The following is a 20288-nucleotide window of genomic DNA, read 5'->3' on the forward strand; positions in this document are numbered from 1 at the left end:
CTAGTTGATTTACCTGAGATCAGCCCATAACTATCTTTACAATCAATAGAAATGGAACCATTTCAGAGGTGCAAAGGTAAGAAAATAAATGGTAACTTTTAAAAGGCACTTTTTTTAACATTAAGTAAAAAAGTCTAAATACGCCCAATAAATAAACTAAAAGAAACAATGTCACCGCATAATTCATTATTTGGTCCATAGCAGTGGTGCCTTGCAGATAAAATCCAAAAATCACTACAAATAAAAACAATAACACAATAAGAAGGCCACGAACTAAATAAAAGAACTGACTGAAATCCAGTCGGTCAAGTTGATAAATCACCGCAAATAATTTGATCCAAAAATATTTAAGGAATGATAAAACCATAAAAATGGCCGTTCCTGATAGCCAGACTAAGAATAAATAATTTAGATTTCCCTCCAAAAATTCTTCTAACAATGGCACATCCATAAAATGAATGGCCGACATGATAAACAAGGAAACCAGCATGCTGAACACCAATAGATAAAACAAAACATCTGAGGAAAACACTTTTCCTCCACTGCTTGAGTCGGAAAATTCATCAGAAAAAACGGCTACGGGACGCAGTGCAGACTGGAAAACCAGGGGATAAGTCACTTTGAATATTGCCACCAAAGCCAATATCACGATCAAAGCCACAATTAAAAAGTCCTTCACTTCATCTTTTATCCTTAAAAGGTTCCCTTCAGCATTTTTCCCCTCGGTCACACCGCTGGCCTTCTTAAAAATACCCTTCTTGATTGAAATGGCATCCTCATCGATTCCACTTTTATAGATCAACAACTCCACTTTGTTAAGGGAATCACTTTGTACCAGCCCTTCAATCGTCTTAACAGAAGTAATGAAGTTGGTATCAGACTTGGTATAAAACCAAAGTTTATCTCCTAAAAAAACAGCAGACTCCTCTGGCACTTGGATATCAAAAGAAGCTTTCGGAAAATCCGTAATATCAATTTCCACGGCTGCCATCACTGGGGAAGGCAACAAACCGCCTTTGTGTTTGATACTTATTTTTGGATTATAATTCTCCAGTACCTGTCCTTGGGCAGTCGCAACAATCAACAAACCAAAGCAAAAAAGAAACAGCCTTACAAATAGCTTCATAAAATTAAAATCTTCCAATATATCCGAAATGGATTTTAGCATAGTTTACTCCCATCTTTTGTTCATTGGATTTTCCCATTCCATAAATAAATTGGAAAGTCCCTCCAGATGTGTTTAAGCTCAGTCCCCCTCCCAAAGAAAGTGGATGATTTACCACTCTCACTGATCCAACTGGGGATTTTTCCAGCCTCCCCACATCTGCAAAAAGCAGAAAATAAGAGTTTTCTTCAAAATAAAACCTGGGCTCAAAATTAGCATAAACATATCGGTTTGTGAAAAAGAAATTCTCATTAAAACCTCTTATACTCTTTAATCCCCCTAGACGGTACATATCATTTTCAAGAATATTATCACTTGCAAGTTCTCCAGCTCTTAGGCGTCCCATTATCGTCATTCTGCCACTGATATGCCAAAACTGTTCCACGGATATTTCCCCAAAAAACTGTAACGACTCCGCATCAATGTCATTGTACAGCTCTTCTGGAATCCCTGTATTCTGAAGCACCTTTTTATTTCCAATTCCCCCTTCAGTAACAATCCTCAGCCCACGCTTTGGCATTAATACATCATCAAGGCTCGCATATTGGAATGAAAGCCCGTAATTATGGTAACGATAGTCTAAAACATCCGGCAAAGTTTCTTCCAACTCAGGTACTGACAATAAGTCTCCTGATTTCCTTCTCGTAAAAAAATCCAAATAGACCTTAGGGCTAACCGGATATCCAAATCCCAACCGAAAGTCTCTATTGATGAAAGTCGTATCTTCCTTAAGCAAAAAAAAGGAAGCGCTGAGATCAACAACTGACCCCAAAACCATGGGCTCCAAAGCAGAGATTTCCAGGTTTTGGCTGTATTGGGTAAGGCGCTGCCAATGCAAAGAGTAATTCCTGCCCCTTCCGCTCACATTCATAAGATCCAAATCAAATTGTCCCGTCACCAATAACTTATTTTCCTCCACTTCATTTGGTAAAAATCCTATAATACCATCTATTGAATTCACCTTCCTTTTTTCCAAGTTTAGGTACACTGTTGCCTCACTGTTTTGAAAACTTACCTTGGGTGGCTCCAACAGTTTGAGGTAAGGGAGTTTCCGGATCACCTCAACTGCTTCACCTACTCTTTTCTGAGAAAAAGGCTCTCCTTGAACAATTCTCAGCTTTCTTTGAATGAAACCTAACTTAACATTAGCATCTCCTATGATCTGTATACTATCGAATGTTATTCTTGGACCCTGCTCATAATGAAGACTGGCCTTTAGTTGATTTTCAGATTGGCTGATGCTATCCAGCCTGATCGATGAAAAAGGGTAGCCTTGATTCTCTTCAATTGATAATATCCGGTCAAACATCTTGACCACTTTCTCATGTGAGACAGGCTTTTGACTAAATTTTTTTGGGTCGTACCCTGTTTGGTTCAGTAAATGACCGGGCACATTTCCCTTTCCCAGTTCCACCCAATGATATTGTTCTCCTGTGTTAATAGTCACACTTCTGGAACTATCACTCCAAATTGACCCCACCACTTTTGCCATTAGATAACCTTCTTCTTGCAAAGCATGGATTTTCGATTTCACAAAGCTATGCCCTTCAAGTGAATCCTTAAAAAACTTCTCCCCTTCTTGAAAAGATGAACCCCGAACTTCATATTTCAACAAATAAGTTTTTTGCCCATATGCATTGGGGGCAAGAAGAAGATATACCAATAGGGATATAATGAATGTAACTTTCAAAAATGCTTATCGTTGATTTTGCCTATCTTTGTGGGGATAAAAGTAATCATTTTGGCAGGAATTTATATCCATATCCCTTTTTGTAAGCAGGCATGTCACTACTGCGACTTTCATTTCAGCACCAACACCAAATTAAAGGAAGAAATGGTGCAAATGATCTGCAAGGAATTGACCCTAAGAAAAGACTATCTAGGCAGTCAAACTCTGATCAAAACCATCTACTTTGGTGGCGGAACCCCTTCATTATTAAATGAAGCTGAGCTTTCAGCCATCTTACAAACCATCAACATCCACTACAAGCTTGACTTGGAAGAGATCACCATAGAAACTAACCCTGATGACCTCAGCCAAAACAAGCTTCATGAACTTAAGTCATTGGGATTTGATCGACTAAGTATTGGGATACAAAGTTTTAGTGATGAAGTACTGAAGTTCTATAATAGAAGCCATAGTGCTGAAGAGTCCAAAAAATGTATTCAGAGGGCCCGAAATACAGGTTTTGAGAAAATGTCCATTGACCTTATGTATGGATTTCCTCAAGCCAATCATGAACTTTGGAAGTCAGATCTCACGCAGGCTATAGGGCTTGATCCGGGGCACATCAGCAGCTATTGCCTCACTGTAGAGCCTGGCACAGCACTAGGTAACTGGTCCCAGAAGGGGAAATTTATACCTGCTTCTGAAGATTTTGGCGCAGAACAATTCGAGCTCATGCAGGATTATCTGGAAAAAGCCGGCTATGTTCAATATGAAATTTCCAATTTTGGTAAGCCCGGAGCCTTTGCTATTCATAACACCAACTATTGGAAAGGCATGCCTTACTTGGGAATTGGTCCAAGCGCACATTCATTTGATGGAAAAACACGACAACACAATATTTCAAATAATGTCCAATACATCAAGGCACTCCAAAAAGATCATTTGCTTTCTGAAAAAGACGAATTAAGTCAATCCGATATTCTCAATGAATACCTTTTGACTTCTTTGCGGACGATTTGGGGAACAGACCTACAAAAAGTAAAAAGACAATTCGGGATAGACTTGTTGGCTTCAAAATCCACCGACATCCAATTCTTTTTGGAAGATGGATTGGTAAAGATAGAAAAGGAAAACCTCCTGTTGACCAAACAAGGAAAACTTTTGGCAGACTATATTGCTGGAAAGCTGTTTGTGTAAAATATACTTACTAACTTTATCTTATGAAGAAGTACAAGGATTATAATCCGCGAAAAAAGGAGATCACTCCACTCAAAGAAGCCTTTGAGGAGTTGCTCCAAGCCTATAAACTGAAAGACCGCTTTAACGAAAAAAAAATCGTCAGTGCTTGGGCAGAAATGATGGGCAATTCCATTGCTTCCCGTACTTCCTCTATCTACGCAAAGAACAAGCAGCTCTATGTAAAACTTAGCGCTGGCCCCATCAAAAAAGAATTGATGATGAACAAAAGCAAAGTCCTACAGATCATAGAAGACAAATTCGGCAAAGGCGCCATAGAGGACATTCATTTCTTATAGACACCTTCGCCAACTGATCAATCCTGAGCAGCAAAGACCCTTTTGAGCAATGAACTGCTTCTTTCCAAAGGGTTCTCACGAATCGCTTTCTCTTCTTCTGCAATCAACTTAAACAAACCCTCAATAGCCCTATTAGTCACATAGGTATTTAAATCAGGATCCAATTTTTTTGAGGTGGTTGGAAAATTATTATAGGTGCTTACCAAATCCCCATAGTACTTTGTTGCTCCAACTTGATCGAGTGATTCCTGCACATGGGGCTTAAACAAACTTACTAATTGATCAGTTGTTGTCCTTTGCAAGTAACTGGTTGCAGCATCATCTTCACCTTTTAAGATATCCCAAGCATCCTTGATGGCCAATTGCTTGATCGCATTGATAAAAATGGGCTTCGCTTCCATGGCCGCATTTTCTGCTCCACGATTGATTGTAGTGATCACTTTGTCCATTTCAGATCCCAAGCCTATCCTTCTCAAAGTTGACTCTACTTTTTGCACCTCATCCGGTAAGCCAATTCGAATCAAGTCATTGGCCAAAAAACCATCTACTGAAGATGCACTTTCCACTCCAGTCCCCACTCCTTTTACCAACGCTTCTTTCAGTCCATTGCTTACATCGGCTTCTGTCAAGCTAGCCTCTGTGGCGCCTTGAATAAATTTATTGACTTCCGCTGTGGTGCAGCTCATCATGAAAAATAACACTACAAGTAAGTAAGAGCCAAATTTGTTTTTCATCTTCATAGTTGGTTTTAATATCATTTTATTTCATTCAGGATATTTGAGTGACATTACGTATAATTGTGTAGTTTTTTATCAATGGTCAAACTTCCCAATATAAATATCGGAAAGATTATTCTCCTGGTGTCTATGCTCACCTGGTTGGGTTTGCTTTTTGTTGACCTCCTAAGATTATTTGGTAAGCTCAACCAGATGAACCTAGGAATAGCTGAGGAAATCACCTACACGCTGGAAATTATCTTCTTCATCTTGGTCTATTTATTCTATTCAAGATCAATAGAACTTAATGAAAACAATAACTTCATCCAGCTAATATGGCGGGCTGCTTCCACCGGGATGATGGCACTGGGTACTTCTTTATTAACGAGAATATTCTATGTCATCCTAGGAAATACCCGCTTGTCTACAGATCCACTATTGGCAAATTTCTTTTACCATGTCAATTTCGGAATGATCACCATATTCCTGATTTCATGCACGCTACTATGGAAAAAGCTCATTTTGTACCAAAAGAATAAGAACATTGTTCAGCAATGGCAAATATATGAAGTCATGCTTTTGGTCAGCATGTTTTATGTTTATTTTAACAAAAACAGTTTTGGCTCTACTTTCCTTTTTGGTCTTTTGTTGCTATTGATATTGGGCATCATACTTTCTGTTAATTTAAAGTGGATCCCCTACCTTACATTTAAGGATAAATGGAAGTCCATCCTTTTCTTTTTTATTATTCTAGTCACGGGGACCTTCTTGTTTTTCCAAGTGCTTGGGTACGATAAATCCAGCTATATCATAGTCAGTTTAACGGATAACCTTTTCTTGTTGGGACTATTTGGTTTTGTCATCACTTATGCCCTTTTCAGTCTATTGGTCACCCTTTTTAATCTTCCAACTTCCTCGGTTTTTGAGCAGAAACTAACTGAGGCCATTAACTTTCAAAAGCTAAGCCAATCTATCCAACCCGGGCAAAACGAAACCCAAGTACTGGATATTTTGATGGACAGCTGCATGAGTGCTGCTTATGCCGATGCAGCTTGGCTGGAAATTATGGATGATGACAAAAACTTCCAAACTTTGCACCAGAGGTTTATCACTAATCAAACCAGAAAGGAAGTTCGTGAGCTGATCCAGAAATCAAAATCACTCAGTGAGTATTTGAACCATTTGAGCCAATCCTCCCAAGACTATGCCAATGGTTTTATTGAACATGAGCTTTACAAGTCCGCTTTGATTATCCCCATCTGGGTTAATAAAACACTCTTGGGCAATATATTTTTGCTCAAAGAGGTTAAAAATGGCTTCAATAAGGAAATGCTCAATATCATGGTCACCTTTGTAGGCCAAGCCAGTATTTCCGTGGAAAACCACCGTTTACTGAACCAGGCTATCCGAAACGAAAGGTACAAGGAAGAGCTCAAAATTGCCCAAAGGGTACAAAGGAGCCTTTTACCATCAGAACTGCACCATAATAAGGATTTTGATATTGTAGGTTTCTCTGAAGCTGCAGATGAAGTGGGAGGGGATTACTACGAGACTTTTCAGTTTGACCCTCATCGTTTCGCTTTGATTATTGGCGATGTTTCTGGAAAGGGAACTTCTGCGGCCTTCAATATGTCTCAGATGAAAGGGATCTTTCACAGCTTGGTACAGCTTGATCTCAGCCCAAAAGAATTCCTCACCAGAGCCAACAATGCTTTGAGTAGATGCCTGGCCAAAAACCATTTCATTACGACAACTTATTATGTGTTGGACACGGAAAAAAAATCGATTTCCTTCAGTCGGGCAGGTCACTGCCCTACACTATATTTTAGTAAGGAGCTAAACCAATCTGCATTTGTTTCATTGGAAGGAATGGGGCTTGGTATCGTCAGAAATAAAAAATATCCAAACTACCTGCATGAAAGGACTATACAATACGTTAGCGGAGACATTATGGTCATGTATACTGACGGAATTGTAGAGTCTAAGAACCAAAACAGTGAGGAATTTGGTTATGATAGGTTAAAAGAAGTTTTGAATCAAAATAAAGAAAATCAGCCAGAAACGATCAAAAACAATATCATACAATCTGTATATGATTTTGTTGGAAAATCAGCCTTGCCTGATGATGACTATTCCTTAATGGTCATCAAATTCAATTAAGGAACATTAGCTGAACCTAAGCGTATAATCACATATGTTATCAATAGACAAACAAAAAGACATAGAGCACGTTACACTGATTTTGGATGGGCAGGTGGATGCCAGCAACTCTGTGGAGCTGGATGATGAGATCAAAGAAGTCTTATCTCTTAACTATAAAACCATCTTGGTGGATGGAAGTGGTCTGGATTACATTTCCTCTGCTGGCCTAGGTGTATTTATGTCGTATTTGGAAGACTTTGAAGAGAAGGATATTCAGTTTTTGATCTTTGGTCTTTCGGATAAAGTGGCCAATGTGTTCCATATCCTTGGCCTTGACCAGTTGATCACCCTTAAAGCAAATAAAGAAGACGCGCTAAAGACCATAAATGAAGCATGAGCTGACCTTATATTGCGAAAAAAACAAGCTTGCGGAATTGAGGAATTTCCTTGATGCGGAGCTTTCTTCAGCCAAATTCTCAGAGGTTTTGAAAAACGAACTGATTTTGGCAGTGGAAGAGGTATGTGCCAACCGAATGATCCATTCGCATAGCTGCAACCCTTCCAATCACCTCAACATTAGGGTAAAGCAATTTGACCAAAGCATTATTTTTGAAATCATAGATACTGGGGAGCCTTTCAATATGCTTGACTACGTCGAACCCGACCTCAAAGAAGTTATTCGAAGTAAAACTAAGGGAAAGCTTGGAATTAGGCTCGTCAAACGAATCATGGACACGATTGAAATAGAAAGCACCCCCGCCAAACACATATGCCGATTGATCAAACAATTGAATTCCAAATAATTGTTAATTCTTTCCATATATCGGTATTGAAACCACACTTTCTTCATTAAAATTTGTAACATTGCATATTGTTTTTGGCATGCAAAATAAGATGAAAACTACATATCTGGGCTTTTTGGCCATGGGGATGATACTGGCTTGCTCACCTAAGACCCAGGTCAACCAAAGTACTTCTCCAAGTGATGAACCACAGTATCTCCTTACCGTTGGCAACGAAAATGTTCCTGCCGATGAATTTTTGCATATGCTGTCCAAAAACAGGGACTTTAACCAAAGTGGAGAAAAGCTAAGTCCTGAAGAATTTGAGGAAAACCTATCGCTTTTCATTGACTACAAGCTGAAAGTCAAAGAAGCTGAAGCTTTGGGCATGCATGAGTCCGAAGACTTTATTAGGGAGTTTGGCACCTTCAAGGAGGATCTGAAGAAGCCCTATCTGCTTGAAAACTCCCTTCAAGAAGGGGAATTGAGAAAAGCCTATTCAAGAATGCAAGAAGTTGTTCATGCGCAACACATCTTGTTAAGGTTCCCTCCCAATGCCAGTAAAGATGACTCCATTGCTGTCTTGAGAATGGCCATCAACTTAAAAGAAAAAGCTGAAGGCGGGGCAAACTTTGGTGAACTTGCCTTGGAATATTCCCAAGATCCTTCTGTGTCTACAAATCAGGGAGATTTAGGTTATTTTACTTCCTTGCAAATGGTTTATGCCTTTGAAGATGCGGTGTACCAGCTTCAAGAAGGACAAGTCTCTGATCCCGTACTGACCAGCTTTGGTTACCATATTATCAAGCTGATTGATCGAAAGCCAAATCCCGGTCAAGTTCGTGTATCCCATATTCTCGTCAGAACAGACCCCGCCGATCCTGTTTCAGAGGACAGGGCAAGACGTAAGATCACAGATATTTATACAGAGCTTCAAAAAGACGATGTTAGCTGGGATGAAGTCTGCAAAGCCTATTCAGAAGACAATGCCACCAAAAACTCAAGCGGAAACCTTCCTTGGTTTGGCGTAGGAGCTTTTATCAAAGAATTTGAGAATGCTGCGTTTTCTCTACGTGAAGAAGGAGAGATCAGCGCTCCAGTAAAATCACCTTATGGCTATCACATCATTCGATTGGAGGAGATGAAACCCATTGCTTCTTATGAAGAAATGGAAGAAAGCCTTAAGTCCAAAATCTTAAGGGACAGCAGATCTGATCTGATTCAATCCCAAGTTGTAGCTATTCAAAAGTCAAAATACAATTTCAAAGAAAACACCGCTATCATCAATGCTTCCATTAGTTCAATGAAACAAAGTAGCGGAGGAATCAGTAATGCACATCAAATTTTATCGGGTGAAAACCTGATGGACAGTACGCTTTTCAGCATCGATGCAAAACCAAAAAAAGTATCTGATTTGGTAAGCTTTATAGAGACAGATGAAGTAGTTATCAAACCTTCCCAAAGAAACCAATTCAAAGCTTGGTTGGATAAGTTTATTGAAACTTCTTTGGCAGAAACCGAAGAGATGGATCTCTTAGCCAATAATGAAGACTATAGGCTATTGATCAAGGAATACCGCGATGGAATTTTGCTATTCAATTTGATGAATGAAATGGTTTGGCAAAAGGCTTTAAAGGACTCTGCAGGTCTGCAAGAGTACTTCACAACACATCAAGACCAATACCAATGGAAAGACAGGGTACAGGCTTTGATCGTCAAAATCAACAAGACTTCTGTCAAATCGCCTGTTCAAGAATTCTTAACGGATAAATCTTTCAATTCCCAGTTGAAAAGTGAGCTCACTAATTACTTGGAAAAGGAGCACTCTCCGCTTGAATTCAGCATTGATCAAGGAACTTATGAGTACACTGACCATCCTGTTTTGAAGAACGCGGCTTTACAGAAGAAATTACAGCAAGTTACAATAGACAACAAGACTTATATTGTACTCTTGGGCAAGCAGTTCCCTGCTGGGCCAAAAGCATTTAACGAGACCAAAGGCAAGGTAATTCAGGATTATCAAGAATCTTTGGACCAAAACTTAATCAGTTTATTAAAAGAAAATTATATCATCCAGATAAATGAGGATGAGAAAAATAGAATTGCCGATATCGTCGTTACACAAAACTAAGCGTATCCTGATAGGTGTGCTTTGCTTTTCTCTAACAAGTTGTCATTATTTCAAAATGAAAACGGAAGAAGAGAATAGCGAGGATAATCCTATTCTAGCCTCCGTGGACAATAACTATCTACGAAAAGCAGATATGGAGTTCCTTACCAAGGAAACTACCAATCCGGAGGACAGTGCCAATTTGGCCAAGAGATACTTGCAGTCCTGGATCAAGAAGCAAGTAATGATCAGGGAAGCGGGCAAGAACATTACATTGAGCCAAGCTGAGCTGGACAAAAAATTATTGGATTATAAGTATGCCTTGATCGTTTATGAATACGAAAAGGAATATGTCGAAAAGCACCTTGACCGGGAAGTAGGTGAAGATGAGATCAATCAATATTATACGGACAACAAGGATAACTTTATCTTAAAGGAGATTATTGTCCGGGCCAACTATATTAAAATGGATAAAAGCCTTTCCCAAAATGCGCAAGCAGAAAGGCTTATGAAACGCCAAACAGACACTTCTGGGCAGGAATTAAGAGAGCTGGCCATCAAATCAGCCTCCAATTATTTCTTAGAAGATTCTACATGGGTAAACTTTGATGAGATCATCATCAATACCCCTTTGGCAGAAAACAATAATAAAGTACAATTATTGACCCGTGGGAATAATCTCATCAAAGTAGAAGATGATGAGTTCAATTATTATTTCAAAATCTTAGAATACAAGCTCCAGGACCAAATTCCTCCTGTGGATTTTGTCAAGGACGAAATCTCTAAGATCATTATCAACAAAAGAAAAGTAACCCTTGCAGAAACACTACAAAACAATGTTTATCAAAGAGCGCAGGAAAATAATGAGTTTAAAATATATGAGTAATCTTACCAAAATAGTTGCTATTGGATGGTTATGCCTTTTATCCATGGGGCTTCATGCTCAGGATACAGACAGTACAAGTACAGCGCCCAAACCTTCTGGGCAGGTACTGGATAAAATCGTAGCCAAAGTTGACAATTACATTATCCTCGAATCAGATGTCCAAAAAGCTTATCTGGAAGCTATTTCTCAGTCCCAACAGGGCTTTGAAGCACCTTCTAGGTGTGATGTCTTTGAATCGCTCTTGATCAATAAACTGATGGTGGCGAAAGCTGAAATCGACTCCGTCATCGTGACGGACGCGGAAGTGATCTTGGAAACCAACCAAAGGTTCAATATGGTTTTGCAGCAATTTGGCGGAAACGAAGAGACATTGGTGGAAGCTTATGGTAAAACAGCAGAGCAACTCAAATCAGAGATCCATGACCTGATCAAAGAGCAGAAGATCATCGGAAAGATGCGTGCCAATATCACCCAAAACATGTCGGTATCTCCTGCTGAAGTCCGAAAATTCTACAATCAAATCCCTAGGGATTCCCTCCCTTTCTTTTCCCAAGAGGTATCTGTAGGTCAAATTGTAAAAAAACCAGAAGCCAGCAGAAAAGAAAAAGATCGAGTAATCCAGCAACTGAATGATATCAAACAGCAAATCTTGGATGGCGAGACTGATTTTGCCACTATGGCCAGAAAATACTCTGAAGACCCTGGATCCAAAGCTCAGGGAGGTGATCTTGGCTTCTTTAGAAAAGGCGAATTAGCTCCCGAGTATGAGTCAATGGCATTAAGTCTGAGACAAGGTGAAATAGGCGAACCAGTTGAGTCACAATTTGGAGTTCACCTTATCCAACTATTGGAAATCAAAGGGGAATCATTCAATACCCGACACATCTTGATCAAACCTCGCCCAACAGAGGAAGACGTTAACCTTGCCGTCAAAGAATTGGATAGCTTAAGAAACCTAATTGCTTTGGACAGTGTGAGCTTTGCGAAAGCTGCCAAGGACTTTTCCGATGACAGAGGTACTTCCGATAACGGGGGCTTCTTCTCCGACCCTACCACTGGAGCCAATCGACTTAACTTGAGAACCTTGGAAGACCCTATTCTTTTCTTCACCCTGGATACCATGAACGTAGGCACTTTAAGTCAGCCCATCAGGTATGAGCAGCAAAACCAAAGATCGGGTGAAGCTGAAAAAGCCGTCCGCTTACTTTTCTACAAGGAAAAATATCCAGCTCACAGAGCCAACCTAGAAGATGATTACGAAAAGCTTAAAGCTGCCACCAAGAAACAAAAAGAATCAAAAGCCCTGGAGGATTGGTTTAAAATAGCCAAAGAAGAAGTATTTATCGACATTGACCCGGCCTATGACCGCTGCAATGCGCTCAAGGAGTGACAAAGTTAAAAGCAACAAAAAAGGGCGCCAATCAAATGACTGGCGCCCTTTTTTGTTGGATAAAAAATCCTATAAAAGCGGTTTAAACTGTTTCAGGAATCGAATATCATTCTCTGTAAACAACCTCAAATCTTTGATCTGGTATTTCAACATCGCGATTCTCTCGATCCCCATACCAAAAGCAAAACCAGTATATTTCTCAGAATCAATACCACAGTTTTCCAAAACATTGGGATCTACCATTCCTGAACCACCAATCTCTACCCAGCCCGTTCCTTTACATACATTACACCCATCTCCACCACACAGCAAACAGGTGATGTCTATCTCAGCACTAGGTTCCGTAAATGGGAAATAGGATGGACGAAACCTTACTTTGGTCTCCTTCCCAAACATCTCTTTGGCAAAATGATATAACGTTTGCTTCAAATCTGCAAAACCTACATTCTCATCTACATAAAGCCCTTCCACTTGATGGAAGATACAATGCGCCCTAGCTGATATGGCCTCATTTCTAAAAACCCTACCTGGAGACAAGGTTCTGATTGGAGGCTTTTGGTTTTCCATTACCCTTACCTGAACAGATGAAGTATGTGTTCGTAAGGCAATATCCGGATTCTTCTCAATAAAGAAAGTATCCTGCATTTCCCTAGCTGGGTGATTAGGAGGAAAATTCAGGGCTGTAAAATTATGCCAGTCATCCTCGATCTCAGGCCCCTCTGACAGGTTAAAGCCAATTCTTTCAAATATCTCGATAATGCGCTGCTTGGTAGATGTCAATGGGTGAATTCCCCCTACAGGCACATTGGTAGCTGGCAATGTCAGGTCAATATCCGCAGATTTGGATTGGCTATTTCCAGCATTCACCTTATCGATCAGCTCTTGAAACTTTGCCTCTGCCGCCTGCTTGACGCTATTTACCATTTGACCATAAGCTTTCTTTTGGTCATTGGGAACATCGCGCATGGCTGCAAAGAGCTCTCCTACCACACTTTTTTTGCTAATATATCGCATTCTATAAGCTTCAAGCTCATCCGAATTACCGGCGTCAGCTTGTGCTATTTCTGCTTTTAATGCTTCGATCTTATCCTGATGCATAGAGATATTTCTGTTTTAGAAACGCAAATCTAAAAGATTATCATTTAATGACCACATAATAACGTGATTGGTTTCATTTTTTTGGTGCGCACAAAAGGGCTATTCTTGCTTCTTGTCTTTTTTCTCAGGTCCAGCCTCTCCTAATCCCAAGGAACCTTTAAACCCGGAAAGAGATGTTTTCCACCAATAATTGAAAATAAACTTACTCGTATCCCTTTCGAAATAAATATTCGACTCTACAAATCTATTGAACAGCTTTCTAGGGTTGTTACCCCTCACCGCAAAAGCATTCAGGACAAAATTCAGCATGGCCTTTCGGCCCCTTGCTTTTTCCAAAGTCCTGTCATTGAGAAGCTGCACTTTTAAGCCATTATAATAAAACTTCATTTTACCAGTGGCCACATTCTCATCTGCATGAATTGACCAAGTAGATGGTCTGGCCATTCCTTCCCGAATCCTTAGAAAAGCGTTTCTCTCCAAAATGGTATTGATGCTTCTCAGGTCAAACTCACCCACGCTCACTTCCAAATCCATTGGGTAAGGTTCCTCATAATAGAGTACCGCTTTGAGGTCAATTGGAGCACTATTATTAATCAAAGCAGATGCTTCCAAAGTACTCTCTTCTATTCCAAATGAATCGCCTTCCTTTTTACTTAGGTGCAAAGGGGCTATAAAAGCTTGTAATGAATCAAATTGGATGCTGCCAGGCACCATGCCTTTTTCAGGAAATTCTTCATAAACCACCCTACCATTTTCCACTTTTAGGCAATCCAACTCCATTTTTATACCTGAGGATTGCATCAGCTTTTGGGGCATAGGTCGGTAGATCTCCTCATTAAACGGCACCCTTTTATCTCTGAACACATGTATGTCTGGAGACTTTACCAGCATTTGATTTGCTAATATTTCCCTACCATCCATCAATTCTTCAATATCAATTCCGTCAAAAACTATTTCGGGCAACTTCACCTTGACCACATCGGTCTGCGAGCCTACTTTTCTGACATATTCATACTGCCCATACCTTGGCATCAAGGTCACATCCTTCAGCACCATCTTATCATTGGATAACATCACCAGGCCCACCTTTAGGGTATTTAAGCTATCTGGCAGCTTGAGTTCATAGTTGGGCAACTCTACGAGAAAGTCTTTGTTGAGGAAGATATGTTTATCAAACCCTGATGCTTGAGACAAATCAAAACTCAAATCTCTCAATGCCACACTCAAACCTTCATAGCTCTGCTGACGACCTGTGGAGTCCTCCTTCTCCTTAATCCTGAGCTTTCCTCCCTCCAATTTAAAATCATCAATCTTAAGACTTTGCACCACTTCTTGAACAACCTGCTTATCTTTTTTCTTTGTGGCTGTTTCTACTCCTTTTTTATCTAGGTACAGGCTGATATCAGGCTGATTCAGTACCAATTGTTGAATATCAAAATCCCCTGTTTCTTGAAAACTGGTGAGGGATGTAGTTCTCAAGGTAACATTTGGTATAAAAGCTTCAATGATAGGCTTTCCTGGCTTACCTTTCAAAGTAAGGGGGGTCACCCTTAGGTTATCAAACTGAATTTCTTCGCTCTTGGTATCTAGTTCTACTTTATTAAAACTGAGGGTATGGACACTATCACTCAATGCCAGGTTAAAGTCATCTATTTCAATGGCCATATTATTAAAAAAGCCAACAATATCCCCTTGACTCAGTTTTGCCGAGTCCAAAAGGAAACCTAAAAAGGATAAGTTTACCCCCGTACTGATGAGGGATCTTTCCTCTCCTTCATTACTGTGAATGGCATTAAATGTCGCATTGGAGGCTTCAATGGTATCAATGCTGATTACATCAAGTGTCTTGGGTAAATTCCTGCTTCTTCTAGCCGGCCGCCTCCTTCCCGAGCTATCACTTTCTGTCCCTCTGTCAATATAAAGATTAACCTCTGCATCTGCCAGCCTAACCTTAGTCATAGACAAGGTGTTTTCAAAAAGGAAACGCTCCATATCCACCCCCTTAAAGCTCAAGGTGGGAACATCAGCTCCTATGGCCACTTTTACACCCAAGTCCCTCCTAGGTCTTAGCTGTACATTGGAAGTAATCAACTCATCGCTGGAAGAATTATAACTGATTCGGTCTGCCCTCATGGTGTACTTGCCATTGGCCAAGTTAAAGACATAGTTGTTCAAACTAATATCCAATTCCTCTGCAAAAAAAGTTTCTGCCTCCCTGGGAGGAACATTCTTATCAACCAGAAATTTCTTTACCCTTATGGAAACATCATTTTCAGCAAAGGTCTGAATCCTGTCCCGAACAAAATTGTCATACCCGATCGACCCTTCTATCACATTCACTGAATCAATTCTTACGTAGGAAAAATAGCTTGTCGCTAAGTCATATAAGTCATTGATCTCTACTTTGTCCTGGCTCTCCGGCCTGGCCATATATCGACTCAATTTGATATCCGGTGATGGAATTTCCACCTGCCCCACTTCCAGAATGCCATCAAAATAAGCTTTGGGTATGTCTACTCCTCTGATATAAAACTCAGGCACATGTACTTCCATTACAGTACGTTTACCCAATTTTTGTAAATTTTCCGCAATTCTATCAGGCTGCAAAGGTTCAAAGCTAAACCCTTCTATTTTCAGGAATTTCTCCTTTGTATCCACAAAGATCTTATCTGCTCTGAAGAGGTGCAGGTCATCAGTTAGCTTCATCGCATAGCCATCCAATTCCAACTGCAGCGCCTCGGCTAAAAAGACCCTTGAAGTGGAATCCTGTTCAATCGCTTCATCGACAGCAAAGTTTTCCAAGATCATGCTGGCTTTCCTAAAAGATATACTGTCCTTATTGATCTTAAGCTTGTTGTTCAGCACCATATCCCCATCAATCAGTGCCAGTTTTTCAATGTAAATTGCCTTTAGATAATCCTTTGTCAATTCCTTTATGGTCTGCCCCTCCATCCCTCCAGCAGACTTCTTTTGAATATTTTCAAATTGGACCGACGGGTTTCTGAGTACCATCTCTTTGATATCCAAAACACTTTCGTTGTACACTTTCTTTAGGTTTGCTTTTTCCAAGCCAAACTCAGGAATAGCAACTCTAAAAAGTGTAATATCCTCCTCTACCTCTCGAAAGGGCTCTACTTTTGCCCCCACAACCATCACACTATCATTATAAGAAGATACATAAACCTTATCCCCAGTGATCCAATGGACATCATCCGCCAAAACTACCTTCACGGTAGATAGACTAAGCTCAGCATTTTCAGCATAAAAAAACTGCCCTTTCTTTTTCTCCTCATCCGGACCTATATAGACTTGATTCATCTCAAAATCTATCTGCCCTGCTTCAATTCTATTTTTATATTCGTTCTCTATCCCACGTTGCAAAAATCTTCCCTCTTTAATTTCAAGGCTGTCTATGCTGATAGATGCCAAAATATCTTCTATCAAAGGATACAAATCATAACCATCAATGGTCTTTTCGCCCGCTTGGGAAGAAAGTTCAGAATAGACCAAAAACTCAGGACGTTCTAACTTCAAACCTCCTACCTCTACATCTGATGTGTAAAAAACCTGGTTGATATCCGCCTCGGTCAGCTCCAAGTCTTGCAGCTTCATGCTATAATAGATGTCCTGCTTTTTGCTTAAGTCAGGTGTTAAAGTCACCTGCTTTGCCCTCAAATGATTGTCCAAAGAGGACACTTCTATCTCAACTGCCTTGAGGGTATGGACACTGTCAGAAAGCAGCAATTCAAAATTGTCCAAGCTAAAATCAAAACCCAATGCATTAAAGGGGGTCGGCTTTGGCCTTGGGTTGAGCAATAGCACTTCCTTAAGATGAAAATTAGTTTCTTCCGCTTTAATGGACTTTTGGCTCACAAAATTCTCAATCAACAAGTCTGCCTGATCGATAAACAGGTCCTGAATAATGATTTCGGTCAAATTGACTTTGGCCAAAGACTTTTTGATATCTTCTTGGAATTGATCAAATTTTGAGCTTTGAATACTGTCAAGATCGGAAAACTCCTGCTTCGTCTGCATGGAAGGCTTCACAAACCTGATACTGCCTATTGTCAAAACCTCTTTGTTGAAGCTATAGCCAATACCCTTGACTCCAATTTCAGGAACCTGAACATTATAAATCGCCTTTTGATCTGCTGAATCCCGATAAGCCGCAGTGGGCTCCAAGGTAAAGCCTTTGAAATAAAATCCCCTTTGAAAAATGGACAGGTTAAATCTATCAAAATTAACCTCATACTTCCCTTTTGAAGCTTCATCCACTTTATTTTGGACATAGCTTCTCAACAATAAATCCGAACCGAAATAGAGTCCCACTTGAAGAAAAACCAAAGAGAACAATGTTATGGCAAAAAATCGGATCAGTCTCCTTTGGGATCTTCTAAGCTTCTTTTTATTTGTATCCTTTTTTGCCATAAACAATCATATAGTAAGCAAAATAAAATTAATTAAGTTTAAAAAGAAGAGAGGGAGATAAATTTAAACTCGTACCTGATCTTGGTCGCTAGCTGCCAGGAAGATTAAGAATTGTACTCTCCTTAAGACCAAACAATTCACTGAAACGTAAAATTAGGACCCTTTACTATTGGCTCTCCTTTAAAACCCAAACAATAGTTTCAAAAGCCGTACCACTTTATTAAGCGCCCTTCAATTACTCAAGGATATAAAAAGCAAAAAGAGAACGTTTTTATGCTCAATGGTTTCCCATCCTCCTATGCCATAAAAACATCCTCTTTTATTTAATGTAGTGTAAAGCTGTAGGAGAAGGACTCGAACCTCCACGGAGAAGTTAGGCAACACAAGAGCTCTATGTGTGCTTTATCCCAGAATCTCCACCCCCGAGACAGGAGGGCTTGTCTGCCAATTTCAACATCCTACAGTATGTTTAGCCCTTTTGGCTAAATAGTGCACCAAAGGTAATAAAGCCATTCAAATTTTGAAATATAAATAAGCATTATTGAAAATTTTTACACATTTTATAATTATAAGCGCTTTAATGTCATAAAAAAACAATAGAACTATAAAATCAGACACAAATTTTACAAAATCATCAATAAACAACGTATCAAGGGAGACAAATGTAGTTTAGCAAAATATTTAATAACAATAATCATCATCAACAAAATATTAGACCTTTAATATTTAATTTTCAATCCCCAATTAAAATAATCGATCAAAGCGTACAACTATTTTTTTAAAAGTCTTTTTAACAATTATAGAAAGCTATAAAGTAAATAATAAAAAACGCTTACCAAACCCCGAAAGAAAAGAGTAGTTATTACTCAAGTATAGGCATAAAAAAAGCTATGAAATATAATCTCATAGCTTTAGTCAATTAACAATAAACCCAAAATAACCTGTTGTAAGAAAAGGATTCGAACCTTTCTGGACTTTCGTCCCCATTCGTGAGTGGTACCACCCACCTTACAATTTGTTGAGAATCAATCTTTTTTGATCCCCGATAACATTACAAAGATACGGCAAGAATTTTAATCACAAAAATTTTTAAAAAGTTTTAACACATTTTTACATTTTTTTTAATTAACCCCATTGCTTATTGTAAATCAACACCTTACAACAAATAAAAAAGAACCTATTTTTGAAAACTCCATAATGATATACCAGTTTCCATTTAGCTCTTCATCAATAAATACACAAATAAAATAACGTATAGACAAATAGAAAGTTCATTTTTTACAGTTATTTCAATTTTATCTAATAATCATCGAGATTTACATAATTATGCCATTTCCCTAAAACACCCTTCATATCTTCTGGTAAATCAGAATCAAACTGCATAAACTCCTTGGTAAATGGATGAATAAAACCTAATGATTTGGCATGCAAAGCCTGTCTCGGTAATAACTTGAAACAATTCTGAATAAAGGTTTTGTATTTAGAAAACTGGGTTCCTTTTCTGATTTTATCTCCTCCATACATCTCATCATTAAATAAGGGATGCCCCAAATACTTCATATGTGTCCGAATCTGATGCGTACGACCTGTTTCCAAATTACATTGCAATAAGGAAACATAGCGCAAACGCTCAAGCACTTTCCAATGGGTAATCGCATGCTTTCCCTGATCCCCATCCGGAAAAGTATCCATTACTTTCCTATTTTTAGCACTTCTCCCTACATGGGCATTAATGGTACCTTCTTCTTCGGTGGGTTCTCCCCAGACCAAAGCGATATAGGTTCGCTCAATACTATGATCAAAAAACTGTCTCGCCAAATCTGTCATGGCCGCTTCTGATTTGGCTATCACCAACAACCCACTTGTATCCTTGTCAATTCGATGTACCAGGCCAGGTCTTCCCGTGTTTCCTGGTAATTCCGGTAATTGATTAAAATGATAAACCAATCCATTGACCAAAGTACCCGTCCAGTTCCCATAAGCGGGATGCACCACCATACCAGCAGGTTTGTTGACCACCAACAAATGATCATCCTCAAAAAGAATGTCCAAATCGATTTTTTCTGCTAGCACCTCTGTTTCTGTATTTGGTGCTTCTAGCATTACAGTGATGACATCGCCCGGTTTGATTTTATAGTTGGCCTTTGAAAAACCATCATTCACCCTTACATCTCCATTTTCAATGGCTTGTTGAACCTTATTCCTCGTGGCATTGGCTACTTTATCTGTCAAAAATTTATCCAACCTCAAAGCACTCTGCCCCTTATCTACTTCAATTCTCAAGTGCTCATTAAGCCCCTCTCCTTCTTGGTCAAAAATTTCGTCGTCTAATTCTTCAGTCATCCTACAAAAATACAGGTCTATTGT

14 protein-coding genes are annotated in these 20288 nt (G+C 39.4%); 8 read left to right on the forward strand and 6 right to left on the reverse strand.

Going from position 1 to position 20288, the window contains the following annotated elements; all coding sequences use genetic code 11:
• Positions 1-19: 19 nt before the first annotated feature.
• Both JL001_RS02845 and JL001_RS02850 read right to left on the reverse strand, forming a co-directional pair.
• Positions 20-1168 carry a DUF4271 domain-containing protein gene (locus JL001_RS02845; protein WP_236252689.1) on the reverse strand — a complete coding sequence of 383 codons (1149 nt, stop codon included), beginning with the start codon at positions 1166-1168 and terminating at the stop codon, positions 20-22.
• On the reverse strand, positions 1131-2855 hold the full coding sequence (locus JL001_RS02850; RefSeq protein WP_200974602.1) for a BamA/TamA family outer membrane protein: 1725 nt from the start codon (positions 2853-2855) through the stop codon (positions 1131-1133). The genes JL001_RS02845 and JL001_RS02850 overlap by 38 nt, the downstream gene beginning before the upstream one ends.
• Positions 2856-2906: 51 nt before the next feature.
• Here JL001_RS02850 and hemW point away from each other — a divergent pair, with 51 nt between their 5' ends.
• Both hemW and JL001_RS02860 read left to right on the forward strand, forming a co-directional pair.
• The gene (gene hemW / locus JL001_RS02855; protein WP_200980282.1) at positions 2907-4031 is read left to right on the forward strand and encodes a radical SAM family heme chaperone HemW; all 1125 of its coding nucleotides are present in this window, start codon (positions 2907-2909) and stop codon (positions 4029-4031) included.
• A 23-nt stretch (positions 4032-4054) separates the two neighbouring features.
• A complete protein-coding gene (locus JL001_RS02860) occupies positions 4055-4369 on the forward strand; it encodes a DUF721 domain-containing protein (protein WP_200974603.1) in 315 nt (104 codons plus the stop codon).
• Between the two features lie 17 nt (positions 4370-4386).
• On the opposite strand, the gene JL001_RS02865 is transcribed toward JL001_RS02860, so the two are convergent.
• Positions 4387-5103 (reverse strand): DUF4197 domain-containing protein, encoded by a 717-nt coding sequence (locus JL001_RS02865; protein WP_370567348.1) that lies wholly within the window; start codon positions 5101-5103, stop codon positions 4387-4389.
• A gap of 81 nt (positions 5104-5184) precedes the next feature.
• Between JL001_RS02865 and JL001_RS02870 the strand changes: the two genes are divergently transcribed.
• The 6 genes from JL001_RS02870 to JL001_RS02895 all read left to right on the forward strand — a co-directional run bounded on the left by JL001_RS02870 (position 5185) and on the right by JL001_RS02895 (position 12395).
• On the forward strand, positions 5185-7245 hold the full coding sequence (locus tag JL001_RS02870; protein WP_200974605.1) for a GAF domain-containing SpoIIE family protein phosphatase: 2061 nt from the start codon (positions 5185-5187) through the stop codon (positions 7243-7245).
• Positions 7246-7279: 34 nt separating this feature from the next.
• Positions 7280-7624: an STAS domain-containing protein gene (locus tag JL001_RS02875; protein ID WP_192009215.1), complete on the forward strand. Its 345-nt coding sequence runs from the start codon at positions 7280-7282 to the stop codon at positions 7622-7624.
• Positions 7614-8030, forward strand: coding sequence for an ATP-binding protein (locus tag JL001_RS02880; protein WP_200974606.1), 417 nt, complete (start codon positions 7614-7616; stop codon positions 8028-8030). Before JL001_RS02875 ends, JL001_RS02880 begins: the two co-directional genes overlap by 11 nt.
• 91 nt (positions 8031-8121) lie before the next feature.
• Positions 8122-10140 carry a peptidylprolyl isomerase gene (locus tag JL001_RS02885; RefSeq protein WP_200974607.1) on the forward strand — a complete coding sequence of 673 codons (2019 nt, stop codon included), beginning with the start codon at positions 8122-8124 and terminating at the stop codon, positions 10138-10140.
• A gap of 55 nt (positions 10141-10195) precedes the next feature.
• Positions 10196-11005 (forward strand): peptidyl-prolyl cis-trans isomerase, encoded by an 810-nt coding sequence (locus JL001_RS02890; RefSeq protein WP_236252691.1) that lies wholly within the window; start codon positions 10196-10198, stop codon positions 11003-11005.
• Complete coding sequence (locus tag JL001_RS02895) at positions 10998-12395, forward strand: peptidylprolyl isomerase (protein WP_236252693.1); 1398 nt, start codon at positions 10998-11000, stop codon at positions 12393-12395. Before JL001_RS02890 ends, JL001_RS02895 begins: the two co-directional genes overlap by 8 nt.
• A gap of 69 nt (positions 12396-12464) precedes the next feature.
• Here the strand turns inward: JL001_RS02895 and pheS are convergent, their stop codons facing one another.
• From pheS to JL001_RS02910, 3 genes are all read right to left on the reverse strand, one after another.
• Complete coding sequence (pheS, locus tag JL001_RS02900; protein WP_200974610.1) at positions 12465-13493, reverse strand: phenylalanine--tRNA ligase subunit alpha; 1029 nt, start codon at positions 13491-13493, stop codon at positions 12465-12467.
• A 99-nt stretch (positions 13494-13592) separates the two neighbouring features.
• Entirely contained in the window at positions 13593-17921 is a 4329-nt protein-coding gene (locus tag JL001_RS02905) for a hypothetical protein (RefSeq protein WP_200974611.1), read from the reverse strand.
• Positions 17922-19220: 1299 nt separating this feature from the next.
• A complete protein-coding gene (locus JL001_RS02910) occupies positions 19221-20264 on the reverse strand; it encodes an RluA family pseudouridine synthase (RefSeq protein WP_200974612.1) in 1044 nt (347 codons plus the stop codon).
• Positions 20265-20288: the final 24 nt, after the last annotated feature.

The sequence above is a fragment of the Echinicola sp. 20G genome (genome assembly GCF_015533855.1).
Taxonomy (GTDB): domain Bacteria; phylum Bacteroidota; class Bacteroidia; order Cytophagales; family Cyclobacteriaceae; genus Echinicola.